This window comes from Actinomycetota bacterium, from assembly GCA_035697485.1.
In the GTDB taxonomy this organism is placed as follows: domain Bacteria; phylum Actinomycetota; class UBA4738; order UBA4738; family HRBIN12; genus JAOUEA01.
The window spans coordinates 11222-25812 of sequence record DASSCU010000032.1 but is presented as its reverse complement, the minus strand read 5'-3'; the positions used below and the strand labels follow the sequence as shown (position 1 = coordinate 25812).

The 14591-nt window shown below is 69.5% G+C and carries 14 protein-coding genes; 10 read left to right on the top strand and 4 right to left on the bottom strand.

Translation table 11 applies throughout. The features are described from left to right. The first annotated feature begins 33 nt into the window (after positions 1–33). Positions 34–270 (top strand): sulfurtransferase TusA family protein, encoded by a 237-nt coding sequence (locus tag VFI59_09540; protein HET6713939.1) that lies wholly within the window; start codon positions 34–36, stop codon positions 268–270. Positions 271–284: 14 nt separating this feature from the next. Continuing rightward, positions 285–806: a DsrE/DsrF/DrsH-like family protein gene (locus VFI59_09535; GenBank protein HET6713938.1), complete on the top strand. Its 522-nt coding sequence runs from the start codon at positions 285–287 to the stop codon at positions 804–806. 113 nt (positions 807–919) lie between these two features. Here the strand turns inward: VFI59_09535 and VFI59_09530 are convergent, their stop codons facing one another. Continuing rightward, positions 920–3124: an ATP-binding protein gene (locus tag VFI59_09530; protein ID HET6713937.1), complete on the bottom strand. Its 2205-nt coding sequence runs from the start codon at positions 3122–3124 to the stop codon at positions 920–922. Positions 3125–3304: 180 nt separating this feature from the next. On the opposite strand from VFI59_09530, the gene VFI59_09525 reads away from it, so the two are divergent. Together VFI59_09525 and VFI59_09520 are read left to right on the top strand one after the other, a co-directional pair. Next, positions 3305–3580 carry a DUF3263 domain-containing protein gene (locus VFI59_09525; protein HET6713936.1) on the top strand — a complete coding sequence of 92 codons (276 nt, stop codon included), beginning with the start codon at positions 3305–3307 and terminating at the stop codon, positions 3578–3580. A 39-nt stretch (positions 3581–3619) separates the two neighbouring features. Further along, positions 3620–4165 carry a LytR C-terminal domain-containing protein gene (locus VFI59_09520; GenBank protein HET6713935.1) on the top strand — a complete coding sequence of 182 codons (546 nt, stop codon included), beginning with the start codon at positions 3620–3622 and terminating at the stop codon, positions 4163–4165. Here VFI59_09520 and VFI59_09515 read toward each other — a convergent pair. Further along, positions 4162–4620: a response regulator gene (locus VFI59_09515; GenBank protein ID HET6713934.1), complete on the bottom strand. Its 459-nt coding sequence runs from the start codon at positions 4618–4620 to the stop codon at positions 4162–4164. The two genes, VFI59_09520 and VFI59_09515, sit on opposite strands and share 4 nt — an antisense overlap. Positions 4621–4787: 167 nt before the next feature. On the opposite strand from VFI59_09515, the gene VFI59_09510 reads away from it, so the two are divergent. Then, the gene (locus tag VFI59_09510) at positions 4788–5261 is read left to right on the top strand and encodes an Rrf2 family transcriptional regulator (GenBank protein HET6713933.1); all 474 of its coding nucleotides are present in this window, start codon (positions 4788–4790) and stop codon (positions 5259–5261) included. A gap of 20 nt (positions 5262–5281) precedes the next feature. On the opposite strand, the gene VFI59_09505 is transcribed toward VFI59_09510, so the two are convergent. Beyond that, the gene (locus tag VFI59_09505) at positions 5282–5455 is read right to left on the bottom strand and encodes a DUF5679 domain-containing protein (protein ID HET6713932.1); all 174 of its coding nucleotides are present in this window, start codon (positions 5453–5455) and stop codon (positions 5282–5284) included. A 199-nt stretch (positions 5456–5654) separates the two neighbouring features. Here VFI59_09505 and acs point away from each other — a divergent pair, with 199 nt between their 5' ends. The 3 genes from acs to VFI59_09490 are packed head-to-tail and all read left to right on the top strand — an operon-like array spanning position 5655 to position 8944. Then, entirely contained in the window at positions 5655–7610 is a 1956-nt protein-coding gene (gene acs / locus VFI59_09500; protein HET6713931.1) for an acetate--CoA ligase, read from the top strand. Between the two features lie 13 nt (positions 7611–7623). Next, positions 7624–8049: a pyridoxamine 5'-phosphate oxidase family protein gene (locus VFI59_09495; GenBank protein ID HET6713930.1), complete on the top strand. Its 426-nt coding sequence runs from the start codon at positions 7624–7626 to the stop codon at positions 8047–8049. A 43-nt stretch (positions 8050–8092) separates the two neighbouring features. Beyond that, positions 8093–8944, top strand: coding sequence for a YihY/virulence factor BrkB family protein (locus VFI59_09490; protein ID HET6713929.1), 852 nt, complete (start codon positions 8093–8095; stop codon positions 8942–8944). Here the strand turns inward: VFI59_09490 and VFI59_09485 are convergent. Continuing rightward, entirely contained in the window at positions 8925–10706 is a 1782-nt protein-coding gene (locus VFI59_09485; protein ID HET6713928.1) for a prolyl oligopeptidase family serine peptidase, read from the bottom strand. The two genes, VFI59_09490 and VFI59_09485, sit on opposite strands and share 20 nt — an antisense overlap. Positions 10707–11007: 301 nt before the next feature. On the opposite strand from VFI59_09485, the gene groL reads away from it, so the two are divergent. Next, positions 11008–12633 (top strand): chaperonin GroEL, encoded by a 1626-nt coding sequence (gene groL, locus VFI59_09480; GenBank protein ID HET6713927.1) that lies wholly within the window; start codon positions 11008–11010, stop codon positions 12631–12633. Positions 12634–12775: 142 nt separating this feature from the next. Continuing rightward, positions 12776–14428 carry an MFS transporter gene (locus VFI59_09475; protein HET6713926.1) on the top strand — a complete coding sequence of 551 codons (1653 nt, stop codon included), beginning with the start codon at positions 12776–12778 and terminating at the stop codon, positions 14426–14428. The last annotated feature ends 163 nt before the right edge of the window (positions 14429–14591 follow it).

Genomic DNA, 14591 nt, shown 5'->3' with positions numbered 1-14591 from the left:
CGAAGCGATGGCCACCACGAAGGAGTGAGTTCGATGGACGAGACGATCACCAAGACACTGGACCTGAAGGGGCTCTCCTGCCCGCTGCCGATCGCGAAGACCGCTCAGGCGATCCGTGACCTGCAGCCGGGGGAGCTGATCGAGTCGCTCGCGACCGATCCGGGCGCGGTTCCCGACTTCAACGCCTGGTGCACCTCGACGGGCCACGAGCTGGTCGAGCAGGACGAGGAGGGCGAGGTCTACCGCTTCGTGATCAGGAAGAAGGGGTGAGTCCGATGGCGGCGATGGAAGCCACCCTCGAGGCGCCCGCACCGGCGCGGCTCGAGCATGTGCCACACAAGAAGCTCGTGATCATGGCCTGGTCCGGCGACCTGGACAAGATCTGGCCGACCTTCATCCTCGGCACGACGGGGGCAGCCATGGGCATGGAGACCACGATCTTCTTCACCTTCTGGGGGCTGTTCCCGCTGGTACGCAACGACGTGCACCTCACCGGCGAGAACTGGATGCAGAAGATGATGTCGATGATGAACCGCGGCGGCACCGAGCACCTGAAGCTGGGGAAGATGAACTTCGTCGGCATGGGGCCCGCGATGATGAAGAAGCTCGCCGACGAGCACCACGTTGCGTCGCCAGACGAGCTGCTCGAGGTCGCTCGCGATCTCGGGGTGCACCTGGTGCCCTGTCAGATGACGATGGATCTGATGGGCCTCACGAAGGACGATCTGATCGATGGGATCGACGAGCCCGCCGGCGCCACGACCGCCCTGCTCGAGGCGCAGGACGCGGTGACGCTGTTCATCTGATCGGGGTGTGGACCCGCGCCGTCGTCGCGACCACCCCCCTGGGAGCCTCGACGGCGCGTGCGCCGGGCGGCGGCTGTACCCCCCGCCGCCCGGCGCTCAGCGCTGCCGGGCCCTCACCCTTCCGAGAGGAAGACGCGGAACGAGGCGCCCCCGCCCTCGCGTGCCTCCAGCCACGCCTGGCCGCCGTGCAGCTCAGCGAACCGCCGAACCAGCGAGAGGCCGATGCCCACGCCGGGTGAGTGCTCCGAGGACGACCCGGGAGCCTGGCGGAACGGCTCGAAGACGGCGTCGTGCAGGTCCTCGGGCACGCCGGGGCCGGCGTCCTCCACGGTGATCGACACCCCCCCGTCTGCGGGGGCGGCGCGGACCCACACCTGCGTGCCGGGCGGCGTGTGCCGGAGCGCGTTCGACAGCAGGTTCTCGACGATGCGTTCGACCTTGGCCGCGTCGAGCAGGAACGACCCGGGAGCCACCTCGGCCATGATCTCGTGCCCGGTCGGGTCGTCGCATTCATCGACCGCCCGCGCCACCAGCGTCGCGAGGTCGGTGGGGCGCCGCTGCGGCGTGATGATGCCGCGCTGCAGCCGGTCGAGGTCGAGCAGGTCCCCGAGCAAGCGCTCCAGCTTCCTGGCGTTCGCGGCGATGCGCTCGACGAGGTCGAGCGCATCCTCGGCGGGCAGGTCGAGCCCGGAGCTCTCGAGCGTCAGGGCCGACCCGAGGATCGACGTGAGGGGGGTGCGGAGGTCGTGCGAGACGGCCTCCAGGAACGTGTTCTTCATCTCGTCCAGGTTCCGTAGGCGCTGCGTCGCCTCTCGCTCCCGCCGGAAGGCCTCGGAGTACTTCCGCTCGCTCGTGCGCAGCGCCTGTTCCGCGCGCTTGCGCTCGGTGATGTCGACCATGAGGCCCCGCAGCTCACGGGGACCTTGCGCACCGCGGACGACGTGCACCACGTCGCGCACCCACACGGTCGTGCCGTCGGGCGTTGCGACCCGGTAGTCCAGCGATCGATCCTTGCCGCTCTCGATCGTGGCACGGCCCGCCGCCAGGGTCGCTGCCCGATCCTCGTCGACGATGTGGTCTCCCCACGTACGGCCCTCGTCGGGCCACGACGACGCCCCGGCCCCCAGCATGTCGTCGACCCGTCCCCCGAGGAACGTGAAGGCCAGGGAAGTCGCGTCGGCCTCCCAGAAGACCGCGTCGAGGCTGGCCACGAGCTCTTGGAAGCGCTCCAGCTCGGAGAGGCGGGTGGCGTTGCCGAGCGCCAGGGAGGTGATGTTCGCGATGCCCTGCCCGAGACGGATCGTTCGCTCGTCGAATCGCTCGTCTGCACCCCGAGCGATCATCACGATCGCGCCGAACCCGTCCGGGTCCCATCGCAGCGGGGCTACCAGGACCGAGCGCGCCTCCGTGACGACCCAGAGGTCGCGAGGCACCTGACCGACCACATCCACGTCGATCGTGAACGGCTCGAGGTCGGCGAAGAGGAACGAGGCGGCCACCTCGGCGGGCACGTCGCCGATCTCGACCCTCGGCCGAGCCAGACCCGGCTCCACGACGTGCAGCCGCGCGACGCGGAAGTTGCCGCTCTCCTCGTCTCGGACGTAGGCGCCGACCGCAGCGCAGGGCACCAGTGAGGGGATCGTCTCGATCGCCTCCTGGAAGATATCGCCCACGGTGTGTCGACCCACGAGCCGCTGCGAGAGCTCGAGGAGCGCCGCGGAGGCCTGCGCCGCGCCGCGCTCGGCCGCCAGCAGGGTCGCGTTCTCGAATGCCGCGGCAGCATGCGGCGCGAGCACTTCGACCACCTGCAGGTCCTGCTCGTCGAACTTCCCGTACCCGATGCTCGAGAGCACGATCACCCCGTTGACCCGGTCCCCGAGCTTCGTGGGCACGAGCAGCATCGATTCCACGATGTCGTCGGTTCCCTCGATCTGGACGGCGAACTCGACCTCCTGGGCATTGGGCGTCAGCAGGGAGCGCCCCGTCTCGGCGACCCAGCCGGTCATGCCTTCACCCACATGGGTCACGAGTTCCTCGAGCGTCTCCTCTTCGTACTCGGTGAAGTACTCACCACGGAACGCGATCGGCAGGAGCGTCCTGCCGTCGGGCTGCAGGTGGTAGACGCGGCAGTTGTGGTACTCGACGATCGTGCGCAGCTCCGCGGCGATCGCCTCGCCGATCGCCTCGACGCTGCCGAGCCCGCTCAACTTCGCGGCGAGGCTGTGCAGCATGTTCAGCTGCGCGGCCGACCGGAACCGGTCGGCGCCGACGCCGCTCACCTCGTCTTGGGCCTGGTCTGCCCGTGTCCGTTCCCTCACCCGCTCGTCTCCCGTCGCGCCGACGGTTCATCCTCCCATCGGGAGACTCCCACCTCGGAAGCTCGCGACTCCCCTCCCCTTTGGATGTCGGCCGCCCGGACCGTCCCCTGTACCCGAACACGACCCGGAAGGGCGCGCAGGTGCTTGCACCGTCGGTGCCCGTGGATACGCTCGTGCGTGATGGAGACGACCCCCCCGACCCCCGAGGCGCTGGACGAGCGATCCCGCACACTCCTCGATTTCGAGCGTGGGAGCTGGAAGCTCGACATCCCCAAGGAACGAGCGATCCGCGAGCGATTCGGCTTCTCGCCGGCGCGCTACCATCAGCTGCTCAACCGCTTGATCGATCAGCCGGAGGCCCTCGCGTACGATCCCATGCTGGTGCGCCGGCTCCTCCGGGTCCGCGAGGTGCGGCGCCGGAGACGGGTGGCCGGGCAGCTCGGCGTGCGCCTGTAGACCAGGGCGGGGTCCGGTGGCTGGGGTAGGATGACCCGCGTGAACCTGAGCCCCGCGCGTCTGGCCGTGCTCGTCGCCCTCGTCGTGGGTGGCATCGCCATCATCCTGAACGGGTTCGGCGGCGACGACGCCGTGCTCGCGGGCGATGGTACCGAGGTCGTGGAGCCGACGCCCTCCGAGAGCGCCTCGCCGTCGGGGTCGGCGTCGCCCTCGGCGAGCGAGAGCGCTGCGCCGGAGCTCGAGCCTCAGGTCGACGGCGTGATGATCCAGGTCCTCAACGGCACCGCCGAGGTGGGGCTCGCCGCCGAGGTCGAGGCGTTCCTCGTCGGGAAGGGCTACGTCGCGGCCCTCCCGGCGGCCGACGCCGCCCAGAAGCCGGTCGAGACGACGATCGTGTACTTCCGCACCGGCGAGGACGCGGAGCAGAACGAGGTCGACGCCGACCACCTCGCCGGGCGGTACCTCAAGGGCGTCGAGGTCCAGGTCAAGCCGCTCAGCGCGGCGCTCGGCTCCGACGTCGCCCCGAAAACCCAGCTCGTGGTGCTGCTCGGCAACGACTACGCCGAGGCGAACCCCGTCGGCTAGCGGACAGCAGGCCTCTTCACCGGATCAGCCGATCGGGAGTCGCCGGACGCGCCGGCCGACTCCGATCGCCGGGCGATCCGATCCTCCAGGCTCGCGTCGAGGATCCTGCCGACGCCCCGGGTGAGGTCTTCCGGCACGAACGGCTTCGTGATCACGTCGTCGGCCCCGAGCTCGTAACAGCGGCGGTGGTCGTCGCGACGGGTGTCGGCCGTGAGCACCAGCACGGGCACGTCACCGGCCTCGGGGTGCGAGCGGAGGACCTTGAGCACCTCGAACCCGTCCGCGCGGGGCATCATCAGATCGAGCACCACCGCGTCGGGCAGGTGCTCCAGGGCGATCTCGATGCCTCGTTCGCCGTCGTCGGCCTCGAGCACCTCGTACCCCGCGTGGCGAAGGTTCACGCGGTACAGCAGCCTGACGTCGGGCTCATCGTCGATCACCAGTACGCGGCGCATCGCGCCTTGTCCTCCTGTCGGGGGACGTCTGGATCCCCTACGGTGCGTATCGGATGCCGCACCGGTGCGTTGATACCCGGAACATGGGAATCGCGGCGCCCCATTCGCCGTTCGCTCGTTGACGGCCTCCTGGAGCGCCCATACGCTGGCATGCGGGAGGTTGCGCCGTGCTGAAGGTCTCGCAGAAGCTCGAATACGCGATGCGCGCGATGATCGAGCTCGCGCAGCGGCGTGACGAGGGCGTCTTGGTGCCCGCCCGCGAGATCGCGGAACGTCAGCAGATCCCGGTGCGGTTCCTCGAGCAGCAACTCGGCGCCCTGTCGAAGGCGGGGCTGGTGGAGAGCTTTCGGGGGGCGGGTGGCGGCTGTCGCCTCGCGCGCGACCCCGCCGAGATCACGATGGCCGAGATCGCCGATGCGATCGAGGGGCAGATCTTCCCGATGTTCTGCCTCGAGCCCAGCGATCATACGTGCTTCGCCGACTCACGCTGTGGGCTGCAAGGGTTCTGGGCTGACGTCGCACGTGCGGTGCAACAGGTGTTCGAGGAGACGACGGTGGCGGACCTCGCGGCCCGCCACCGGGGCGTCACCTCGGGGCCGACGTTGATCGCCCCGGACCAGCTGCTGTCCCGCCTGAACTGACGACCGGGTTCGGTCGCGCGTCAGGCCGACCAGCCGCGAGCCTTGGCGGCGTCCATGCCGAGGATCTTGGTCAGCTTCGTGCCACAGACCGGGCACGTGCCCTGGGCGGCCGGACGGCCGTTCTTCAAGGTCACGACCTGGCCCTCGAACTCCCGCTTGGCCCGGCACTTCATGCAATAGCCTTCGTCGGCCATCGCCTGCCTCCTTTCCCCCGAGGCGGCCCCCTGGGCAACCTCGCGCCCGATGGTTACCCCGGGAACCGCTCTGTGCAAGCACATCCATGCGGTCGCCGTTCACCCCGGGAACCGCGATCCAGGCCGCCGATCAGGGCTCGCACGGCCGGGGCCGCGCGCGTACGATGCTGGCTCGCCCGCGCACGCACCTGGAGGATCGATGAGCGACACCCCGCAGAACATCGAGGCGCTGCTGTCGGAGCTGCGCGTCTTCGAACCGCCCGCGGATTTCGCCGAGCGCGCGATCGTGTCGGACCCTTCGGTGTACGAGCGGGCGAACGCAGACCATGAGGCGTTCTGGGCCGAGCAGGCAGAACGGCTCACCTGGTTCAAGCGGTGGGACAGGGTGATGAACTGGACCCCGCCGTGGGTGACGTGGTTCGAGGGCGGGCAGTTGAACGCCTCGTACAACTGCCTCGATCGTCACGTGGAGGCCGGGGGAGGCGACAAGGTCGCGTTCCACTGGGAAGGTGAGCCCGGCGACACCCGCACGATCACCTACTCCGATCTGCTCGACGACGTCTGCCGCCTCGCCAACGCGCTGGCCTCGCTCGGCGTCCGCAAGGGAGACCGCGTCAACATCTACCTCGGCATGGTGCCCGAGCTGCCGATCGCGATGCTCGCCTGTGCACGGATCGGTGCGCCCCATTCGGTCGTTTTCGGCGGGTTCAGCGCGGAAGCGCTCCGCGACCGCATCATCGACGCGGAGGCGAAGGTGCTGATCACGGCCGACGGGGCGTGGCGCCGAGGCACGATCGTGCCGCTGAAGGACAACGCCGACGAGGCCGTGAGCGAGTGTCCGTCGATCGAGCACGTGATCACCGTGAAACGGTGCGGCAACGAGCACTCGTTCACCGAGGGACGTGACCTCTGGTACCACGAGCTCGTCGCCGACCAGCCGACGGAGTGCGAGCCGGAGCCGATGGGCGCGGAGGATCTGCTCTACCTGCTGTACACGAGCGGCACGACGGGAAAGCCGAAGGGCATCGCCCATACCACGGGTGGGTACATGACGCAGGTTGCCGCGACCCACCGCATGATCTTCGACCTGCACGAGGACGACGTGTTCTGGTGCGCCGCCGACTGCGGTTGGGTGACCGGGCACTCCTACATCGTCTATGGACCGCTCGCGAACCACACGACGGGCATCATGTACGAGGGGGCTCCTGACTGGCCCGAGCGCGACCGGTGGTGGAGCATCGTCGAGCGCTACGGGGTCACGATCCTCTACACCGCGCCGACCGCGATCCGGGCATTCATGCGATGGGGAGCCGAGCACCCCGCGCAACACGATCTGTCCTCGCTCCGGCTGCTGGGCTCGGTCGGCGAGCCGATCAATCCCGAGGCGTGGATCTGGTACTGGAAGGTGATCGGCACCGAGCACTGCCCCGTCGTCGACACGTGGTGGCAGACCGAGACCGGCGCGATCATGATCACGCCGCTGCCGGGCATCACCGCGCTGAAGCCCGGATCGGCCACGTTCGCGTTCCCGGGCATCGAGGCCGACGTCGTCGACGAGGCGGGCACGAGCGTCGGCCTGGGCGGAGGGGGGTACCTGGTCCTGCGGCACCCGTGGCCGGCGATCGCCCGGACGATCTGGGGGGATCCGGATCGGTACGTGCAGACCTACTTCTCACAGTACGGGCCCGAGGTCTACGTGGCCGGCGACGGAGCACGGCTCGACGAGGAGGGATACTTCTGGTTGCTCGGGCGGATCGACGACGTCATGAACATCGCTGGCCACCGCCTGTCGACGTTCGAGATCGAGTCGGCGCTGGTCGACAACGACAAGGTCGCGGAGGCCGCGGTGGTCTCGAGGCCGCACGAGATCAAGGGCGAGGGCATCGTCGCGTTCGTGACCCTCAAGGCCGGCTACGAGGGCGACGCCGCCATGCTCGATGAGCTCCGCGAACACGTGTCCAAGGTGATCGGACCGATCGCGAAGCCCGACAACATCATCTTCACGCCGGACCTGCCGAAGACGAGGTCCGGCAAGATCATGCGGCGGCTGCTCCGTGACGTCGCCCGGGGAGACTCCCTCGGCGACGTCACGACGCTCGCGAACGCCGAGATCGTCGAGCACATCCGCGATCAAGCCACCGCGGGTGACGAGTGAACGACCGGACGAGATGACGATCGACGTCCCCGTCTTCTCGGGCCTCGAGGCCGCGTTCGTCGCCGGCGCCCGAGTGGCGGCGCTCGCGACGACCTACCCCGACGGCCGTCCGCACGTCGTGCCGATCTCCGCGGTGCTGGACCTCGACAGGCTCGTGTTCGCGAGCGAGACCGACACGCAGAAGATCCGCAACATCGAGGCGAACCCCGATGTGGCGATCAGCTTCGACGAGTACCACGAGGATTGGTCCCAACTGAAGCAGGTGATCGCCCACGGCGAGGCTTACGTGGTCGATGCCGGGTTCGAGTTCGCGCGTGATCGCGCCCTGCTCTACGAGAAGTTCCCGCAGTACGAGTCCGAGGCGCCGATCGAGGAGGGATCGTCGGTGGTCGTCGAAGTGCGGGTCGACCGGGTCGTGAGCTGGGGTTTCGACGACTGAGCCCCGATCGTTCGCCGAGCGCGTCCGGGCCCGGGTCGATGCCCTGGGGGGCCGCGACACGGGACTCGCTCGCCTCGTCGTCCGGCCCTCGCTCGAGCTCGCCGATCGCACGCAGCGCGATCAGCTGGGTGTGGAAGCCGGCTCGCTGACCTACGGTGCCTTCCTCTCGCTCCCGCCGCTGTTGTTGCTGCTGCTCTCGGTCGTGGGCATCGTGTTCCAGCAGCAGGCGGAGACGGCCCAACAGGACCTGATCGACGCGATCGGCGATCTGCTGCCCGGGTTCGACGAGGTGGTATCGACCCAGCTGGAGCTCACGACCGCCTCCCAGATCGGCACCGGAGTGGTGGGGCTCATCGGCATCATCTACGCGGCGTCGGGGTTCGTCGCCCGCGTGCGACACGCCCTCGGCGCGGTGTTCCGTTCCCGCCAGACGGGGCTCGTCGTGGGGCGCGTGAGCGGTGCCTTGATCGGTGTGCCCGTGGTGGTGCTGCTCGTCGCGTTCGCATCCGCCGCCGCGTGGGTGACCGGACTCCGTCTCGAGGGCTTGCTCGGGGTGACCGTCGAGTTCGTCGCGTTCGTCGCGCTGGCCGCGTTCGGTGCCGGCACGTGGGCGCTCGTCTATCGTCTGCTCACGCCCTCGCCCGGGCCGACGCTGCGCGAACACCTTCCGGGCGCCGCGGTGTTTACGGTCGGATTCCTCGTGCTCGAGCGCTTCGGGGCCGTCTATGTCGCGGGCGTCGTCACCCGCAGCACGGCGCTCTACGGTGCGATCGGTGCGGTCTTCGGGCTGCTGGCGTTCATCTACGTGGCGATGTGGCTGTTCCTGCTCGCGGGCGAGGTCTCTGATCTGCTCCGGCACCGCGACGAGCCGGTCGTCACGAATGGCGGTGCATGAAGTCGAGCATCAGCTCGACGTGCCGGATCTGCTCGTCGACGTCGTTCGCGTGGTGCCCGCCGGGGTAGAGGTGCACCTCGACCTCCCGCCCACGAACCCGCAGGGCGTGGGCGTAGGTCATCACCTGTCCGAGTGGGCATCGGCTGTCCTGCTCACCGGCGATCAGCAGCATTGGGGCTCGCACGCGGTCCACGTAGGTCATCGGGTTCCGTTCGTGGAACAGCTCGGGGACCTCCATGGGCGTGCCGCCCATGACGGCCACGTCCCACGCCCGGAGCGCGGGCGCGCTCTCGTAGTGCGCGGCCACCGAGTCGCCCACGGGGATTCCGGCGATCACGCCCCGCCATCGCTCCGGGTGCAGGCCGGCGTTCAGCGTCGCGAGGTAGCCGCCCCAGGACCATCCCTCGAGGAACACGCGCTCGGGCTCGACCAGCCCGGCCTCGATCGCATGGTCGAGGCCGGCGTTGATGTCCTCGGACTCGGGGAACCCGATATCGCCGTAGAGCGCCTGGCGGAACTCGCGCCCGTAGCCGGTCGAACCTCGGTAGTTCACGAGCATGACGGCGAACCCTTCGTCGGCGAAGGCTTGGCGCCGGGGTTCGAAGGCATCGGTGTCGTGGTAGTTCGGGCCGCCGTGTACCGACACGACGGCGGGAAACGGCGGCTCCCCGTCCGGTCGCATGAACCATGCCTGGATGGGCTGGCCGACCGGGTTGTTGAACCACATCGGCTCCCACGGGCGCCCCGCAGGGGGCGGCTCGGCGATGCGGAGCACCTCGACGCCGCTCGGGGCCTCACGCCAGGTCGGCGGTCGAACGCCGTCCTCGTATCGGAACCACACATGACCGTCCGGGCGGACCCCTGCGTGGCTGATCGTGCCGCCCGCCTCGACGACCGTGGTGAGCCCGCCGCCGTCCGACCCGACCCGCATGAGGCTGTGCGTCGCCTCGTGATCGCGGTGCAGGAGGAGCGCGTCGCCGGTCGGATACCAGTCCGCGAGTGTCACCGTGCCTGGGACGTCCAACGCGATCTCCTGCGGCGCGCCCGTGCGAGGCGACCACAGGAAGGGACGTGTGAAGCCGCCGATCTCGCGCAACAGCACGAGGCGGTCGTCACCGGGCACCGGGGACCAGCCGGCGGCCACCACCGCCATCGCATCGTCGGCGACCCGGGCGACCGGATCGCCCGTGTGCGCGTCGAGCACGCGAACCGCCGGGTTCTCGATGTTCGAGCCCTCCGTGTGCCAGATCGCGACCAGCGAGGCGTCGGCGGACAGGCCGCCTGGTCCCTGCGGCCAATCCCGACCCGCACCCGCCGGTTGCCCGTTGCGGTAGATCTCACGGGTCGGTTCCGAGCCGTGTCGCACGACGATCGTGTAGCCGTCGTCGTCGGAGAACCCGGCGGCGACCGAGTCGCCGACGAGCGAGAGCCCCGACATCCACATGTCGGGGAGCCCGGGGAAGAGGGGGCGAGGATCGCCGCCGCCGAAGGGCGTCACCATCCACCGTCCTCGCTCGTCCCCCTGGGGGTCGAGCCACCAGACGATACCCGAGCCGTCGGGGGTGACATGCGCTTCTTCGGCGCCGACGCCTTCGGCCGACGCCTGCCGGCGCACGCCCTCGGCCAGGTCCCACGACCAGGCCTGCGAGACCCCACTCTCCGTCGACACGATCGCGAGACGGTGTGGTGCCTGCCGGTTCCAGGCGACGCCGCTCACCGTCGGCACGGTCAATCGGCGTCGCCAATCGGTGGTGGTGACCAATCACGCTCCTTCGGACGGCTCCCGCAGCGTACCGCCGAACCGGACCGGCCACGGTGTCGGATACCCGACAGCTGGAAGGATGATCACGATGGGTGATGGGTCGCTGACCATCGGACCGCGATCGCGGTGTGAGCGCGCTCCGATCGCGTGCTCGGGGGAAATGCCCTTGCCACCCCACGGGGGTTTGTGGCTACAATCGGTTAGCACTCGACACCATCGAGTGCTAGCAGTCGGGAACCGAGGCTGAGAAGTCATCCAGCGGTCGCCACCGGGCGGACCGACGAGCCGGAAAGGAGAAGGGATGGCCGCGAAGATCATCTCTTTCGATGAGGACGCGCGGCGCTCGCTCGAGCGGGGCATGGACCAGCTCGCGAACGCCGTGAGGATCACGCTGGGGCCCAAGGGCCGCAACGTGGTCCTCGAGAAGAAGTGGGGTGCCCCAACGATCACGAACGACGGTGTCTCGATCGCCAAGGAGATCGAGCTCGACGACCCCGAGGAGAAGATCGGGGCCGAGCTGGTCAAGGAGGTCGCGAAGAAGACCGACGACGTCGCCGGTGACGGCACCACGACGGCCACCGTGCTCGCCCAGGCGATCGTGAAGGAAGGCCTGCGCAACGTCGCGGCCGGCGCCAATCCGATGAGCCTGAAGCGCGGCATCGAGCGCGCCACGGAGCTCGCCGTCGAGGCGATCAAGAACCAGTCCAAGGAGGTCGACGACAAGGCCCAGATCGCCAACGTCGGCGCGATCTCTGCGGCAGACCCTCAGATCGGCGAGACGATCGCCGAGGCCGTCGACAAGGTCGGCAAGGACGGCGTGATCACGGTCGAGGAGTCGAACACGTTCGGCATGGAGCTCGACTTCGTCGAGGGCATGCGCTTCGACAAGGGCTACATCTCGCCTTACTTCGTCACGGACTCCGAGCGCATGGAAGCCGTGCTCGAGGACCCGTACGTCCTCATCGCGAACTCGAAGATCTCGGCCGTGAAGGACCTGCTGCCGGTGCTCGAGAAGGTCATGCAGGCCGGCAAGCCGGTGCTGATCCTCGCCGAGGATGTCGAGGGCGAGGCCCTCGCGACCCTGGTGGTCAACAAGATCCGCGGCACGTTCCGCAGCGCAGCGGTGAAGGCTCCTGGGTTCGGAGACCGCCGCAAGGCCATGCTGCAGGACATCGCGGTTCTCACAGGTGGCACGGTCATCTCCGAGGAGGTCGGCCTGAAGCTCGAGAACGCCACGCTCGACCTGCTCGGCACCGCGCGCAAGGTCATCGTGACCAAGGACGAGACCACGATCGTGGAGGGCGCGGGCAAGGACGAGGACGTCCAGGGCCGGATCAATCAGATCAAGGGCGAGATCGAGAAGACCGACTCCGACTACGACCGCGAGAAGCTGCAGGAGCGGCTGGCCAAGATCTCCGGTGGTGTGGCGGTCATCAAGGTCGGCGCGGCCACCGAGGTCGAACTCAAGGAGAAGAAGCATCGCATCGAGGATGCGGTCCAGTCGACCAAGGCCGCCGTCGAGGAGGGCATCGTGCCCGGGGGCGGTGTCGCGCTCCTGAACGCGCAGGCCGCGCTCGACAAGGTCGACCTCGAGGGCGACGAGGCGACGGGTGCCAACATCGTGCGCCGCGCGCTCGAGGAGCCGCTGAAGCAGATCGCCGTGAACGCCGGCCTCGAAGGTGGCGTGATCGTCGAGAAGGTGCGGGCGCTCGACCCAGGCAACGGGTTGAACGCCGCCACCGGCGAGTATGGCGACATGGTGAGGTTCGGCGTGATCGACCCGACGAAGGTCACGCGTTCCGCGCTGCAGAACGCCGCGTCGATCGCCGCGCTCTTCCTGACGACCGAGGCCCTCGTCGCCGAGAAGCCCGAGAAGGCTCCGGCCATGCCGGCGGGCGGCATGCCCGGCGGTGACATGGACTTCTGAGTCCCACCGCACTGCAGAACCGAGCAAACGGGGCCCTTCGGGGCCCCGTTCTCGTTTCTCCGGCCCCCGTTCTCCTCGCGGCATCGGATGGGTTGACCGCCCTCGTCTGCCTCGCAAGGATGGTCGAACCGAGGACGGGGGGATGCGGAAGGTGAGGGAACGGGCAGCCGCCGCGCTCGGCGTGCTGCGCACCGCACTCCGGAACCGATCGCTCCGACGGGCCTTGGTGGCCTTCCTGCTGTTCAACACCCAGGAGTACGCGGTGTGGATCGCCGTCGCGGTGTATGCCTTCCAGCAGGGCGGCGCGGGGGAGGCCGGGGCGGTCCTCGTGCTTCAGCTCGTCCCGGCCGCGATCGTCGCCCCGATCGGATCGGTGCTCGCCGACCGCATCCCCCGCGCGAAGGCGCTCGTGCTGAGCTACGGGCTGCAGACCTGCGCCAACCTGCTGCTGGGCGTGTGCTTGATCGAGGCACCCGCCCCGGTCGCGTACACGGCCGCCGTGCTGGCGGCGAGCGTGATCACGCTCACGAGGCCGGCGCACAACGCGATCCTGCCGAGCCTGGCTGAGACGCCGGGCGAGCTGACCGCCGCCAACGCCGCGTCGAGCACGATGGACGGCATCGGCACGCTGATCGGGCCGTTGGCCGGCGCGATCCTGATGGGTCGCTGGGGGCCGGGAGGCACCGTGCTCGTGATGGCGTTCGTCTCGGCGCTCTCGGTCCTCGCCGCGCTCGGGGTGCGGCCGGATCGACCGGACGAGCCGAACCCCTCCGAGCACGTGAGCGCCTTCCTCTCGCAGGCGCTCGGCGGGCTCCGGCAGGCCCGGGCTGAGCCCGACGTCGCCACGCTGCTCGGGGTCGGCGGCGTGCAGTTCGTGATGGTCGGCATGCTCGACGTCTTCTTCGCGCTGCTCGCGATCGACGTGCTCGGGTCGGGGGAGAGCGGCGCCGGGGTGCTGGCCGGGGGGTTCGGCCTCGGTCTCCTCCTCGGTGCCGCGGGCGCGGTGGGTCTCGTGGGGGTGCAGCGACTGGCGCCGGCTGTGCTGGTCGCTCTCCTCGGCTCGGGCGCCGCACTCGGCGCGCTCTCGTTGGCGTCCACGATGCCGGTGGCGGTCGTCGTGCTGGCGTTGTGCGGGGCGACGATCGGACTGTTCGCGGTCGCGAGTCGCACGTTGCTGCAGCGCCGCGCCGATGACGTGGTGCTCGCCAGGGTGTTCGGTCTCGAGGAGGCCCTGCAGATGATCGGCCTGGCCGTCGGCGCCGCGGCAGCGCCGCTGCTGGTCTCGGTCTTCGGCGCCGCGGGGGCGCTCGCGGCGGCCGGCGCCATCCTTGCGGGTGTGGCGCTCGGGGCGTGGCCACGGCTCCGCCGCATCGACGCCGCAGCGGCCGGTCCGGGGCCCGAGTTCGATCTGCTCCGCGGAGTCTCGATCTTCTCGCCACTGGCTCAGCACGTGCAGGAGCAGCTCGCGTGGCACCTGATCCCCTTCAGGGTCCCGGCCGGCGGCGTCGTGATCAGGGAGGGCGAGGCCGGCGATCGCGTCTACGTGGTGCGCAACGGCACGGTCGAGGTCGCGAAGGGCGGGGTCGCGGTGGCCGAGCTCGGTCCGGGCGACTACTTCGGTGAGATCGCGTTGCTCCGCGATGTGCCGAGGACCGCCACGGTGACGGCGATCGACGACGTCGACCTGCTGGCTCTGGAACGCGACGTGTTCCTCGCGGCGGTCACGGGGTCGGTTCCGAGCCGGCGGCAGGCTGACGAGGAGGTGGACCGGCGGCTCGCCGACGGCGACCGGTGAGGGTCCGTCTTCGTCACAGAACCGCAATACGTCGTCGGCGAACCACGGCCCGGCCCGAACCGAAGTAGGGGTGGAGCCCCTCTCTCCGACAGAGAAGGCCTCGGGCCCCCCGCCCGGGGCCTTCTCGCTTCCTCGGCCTGTGCGCCATCTGGGCCGCACAGGG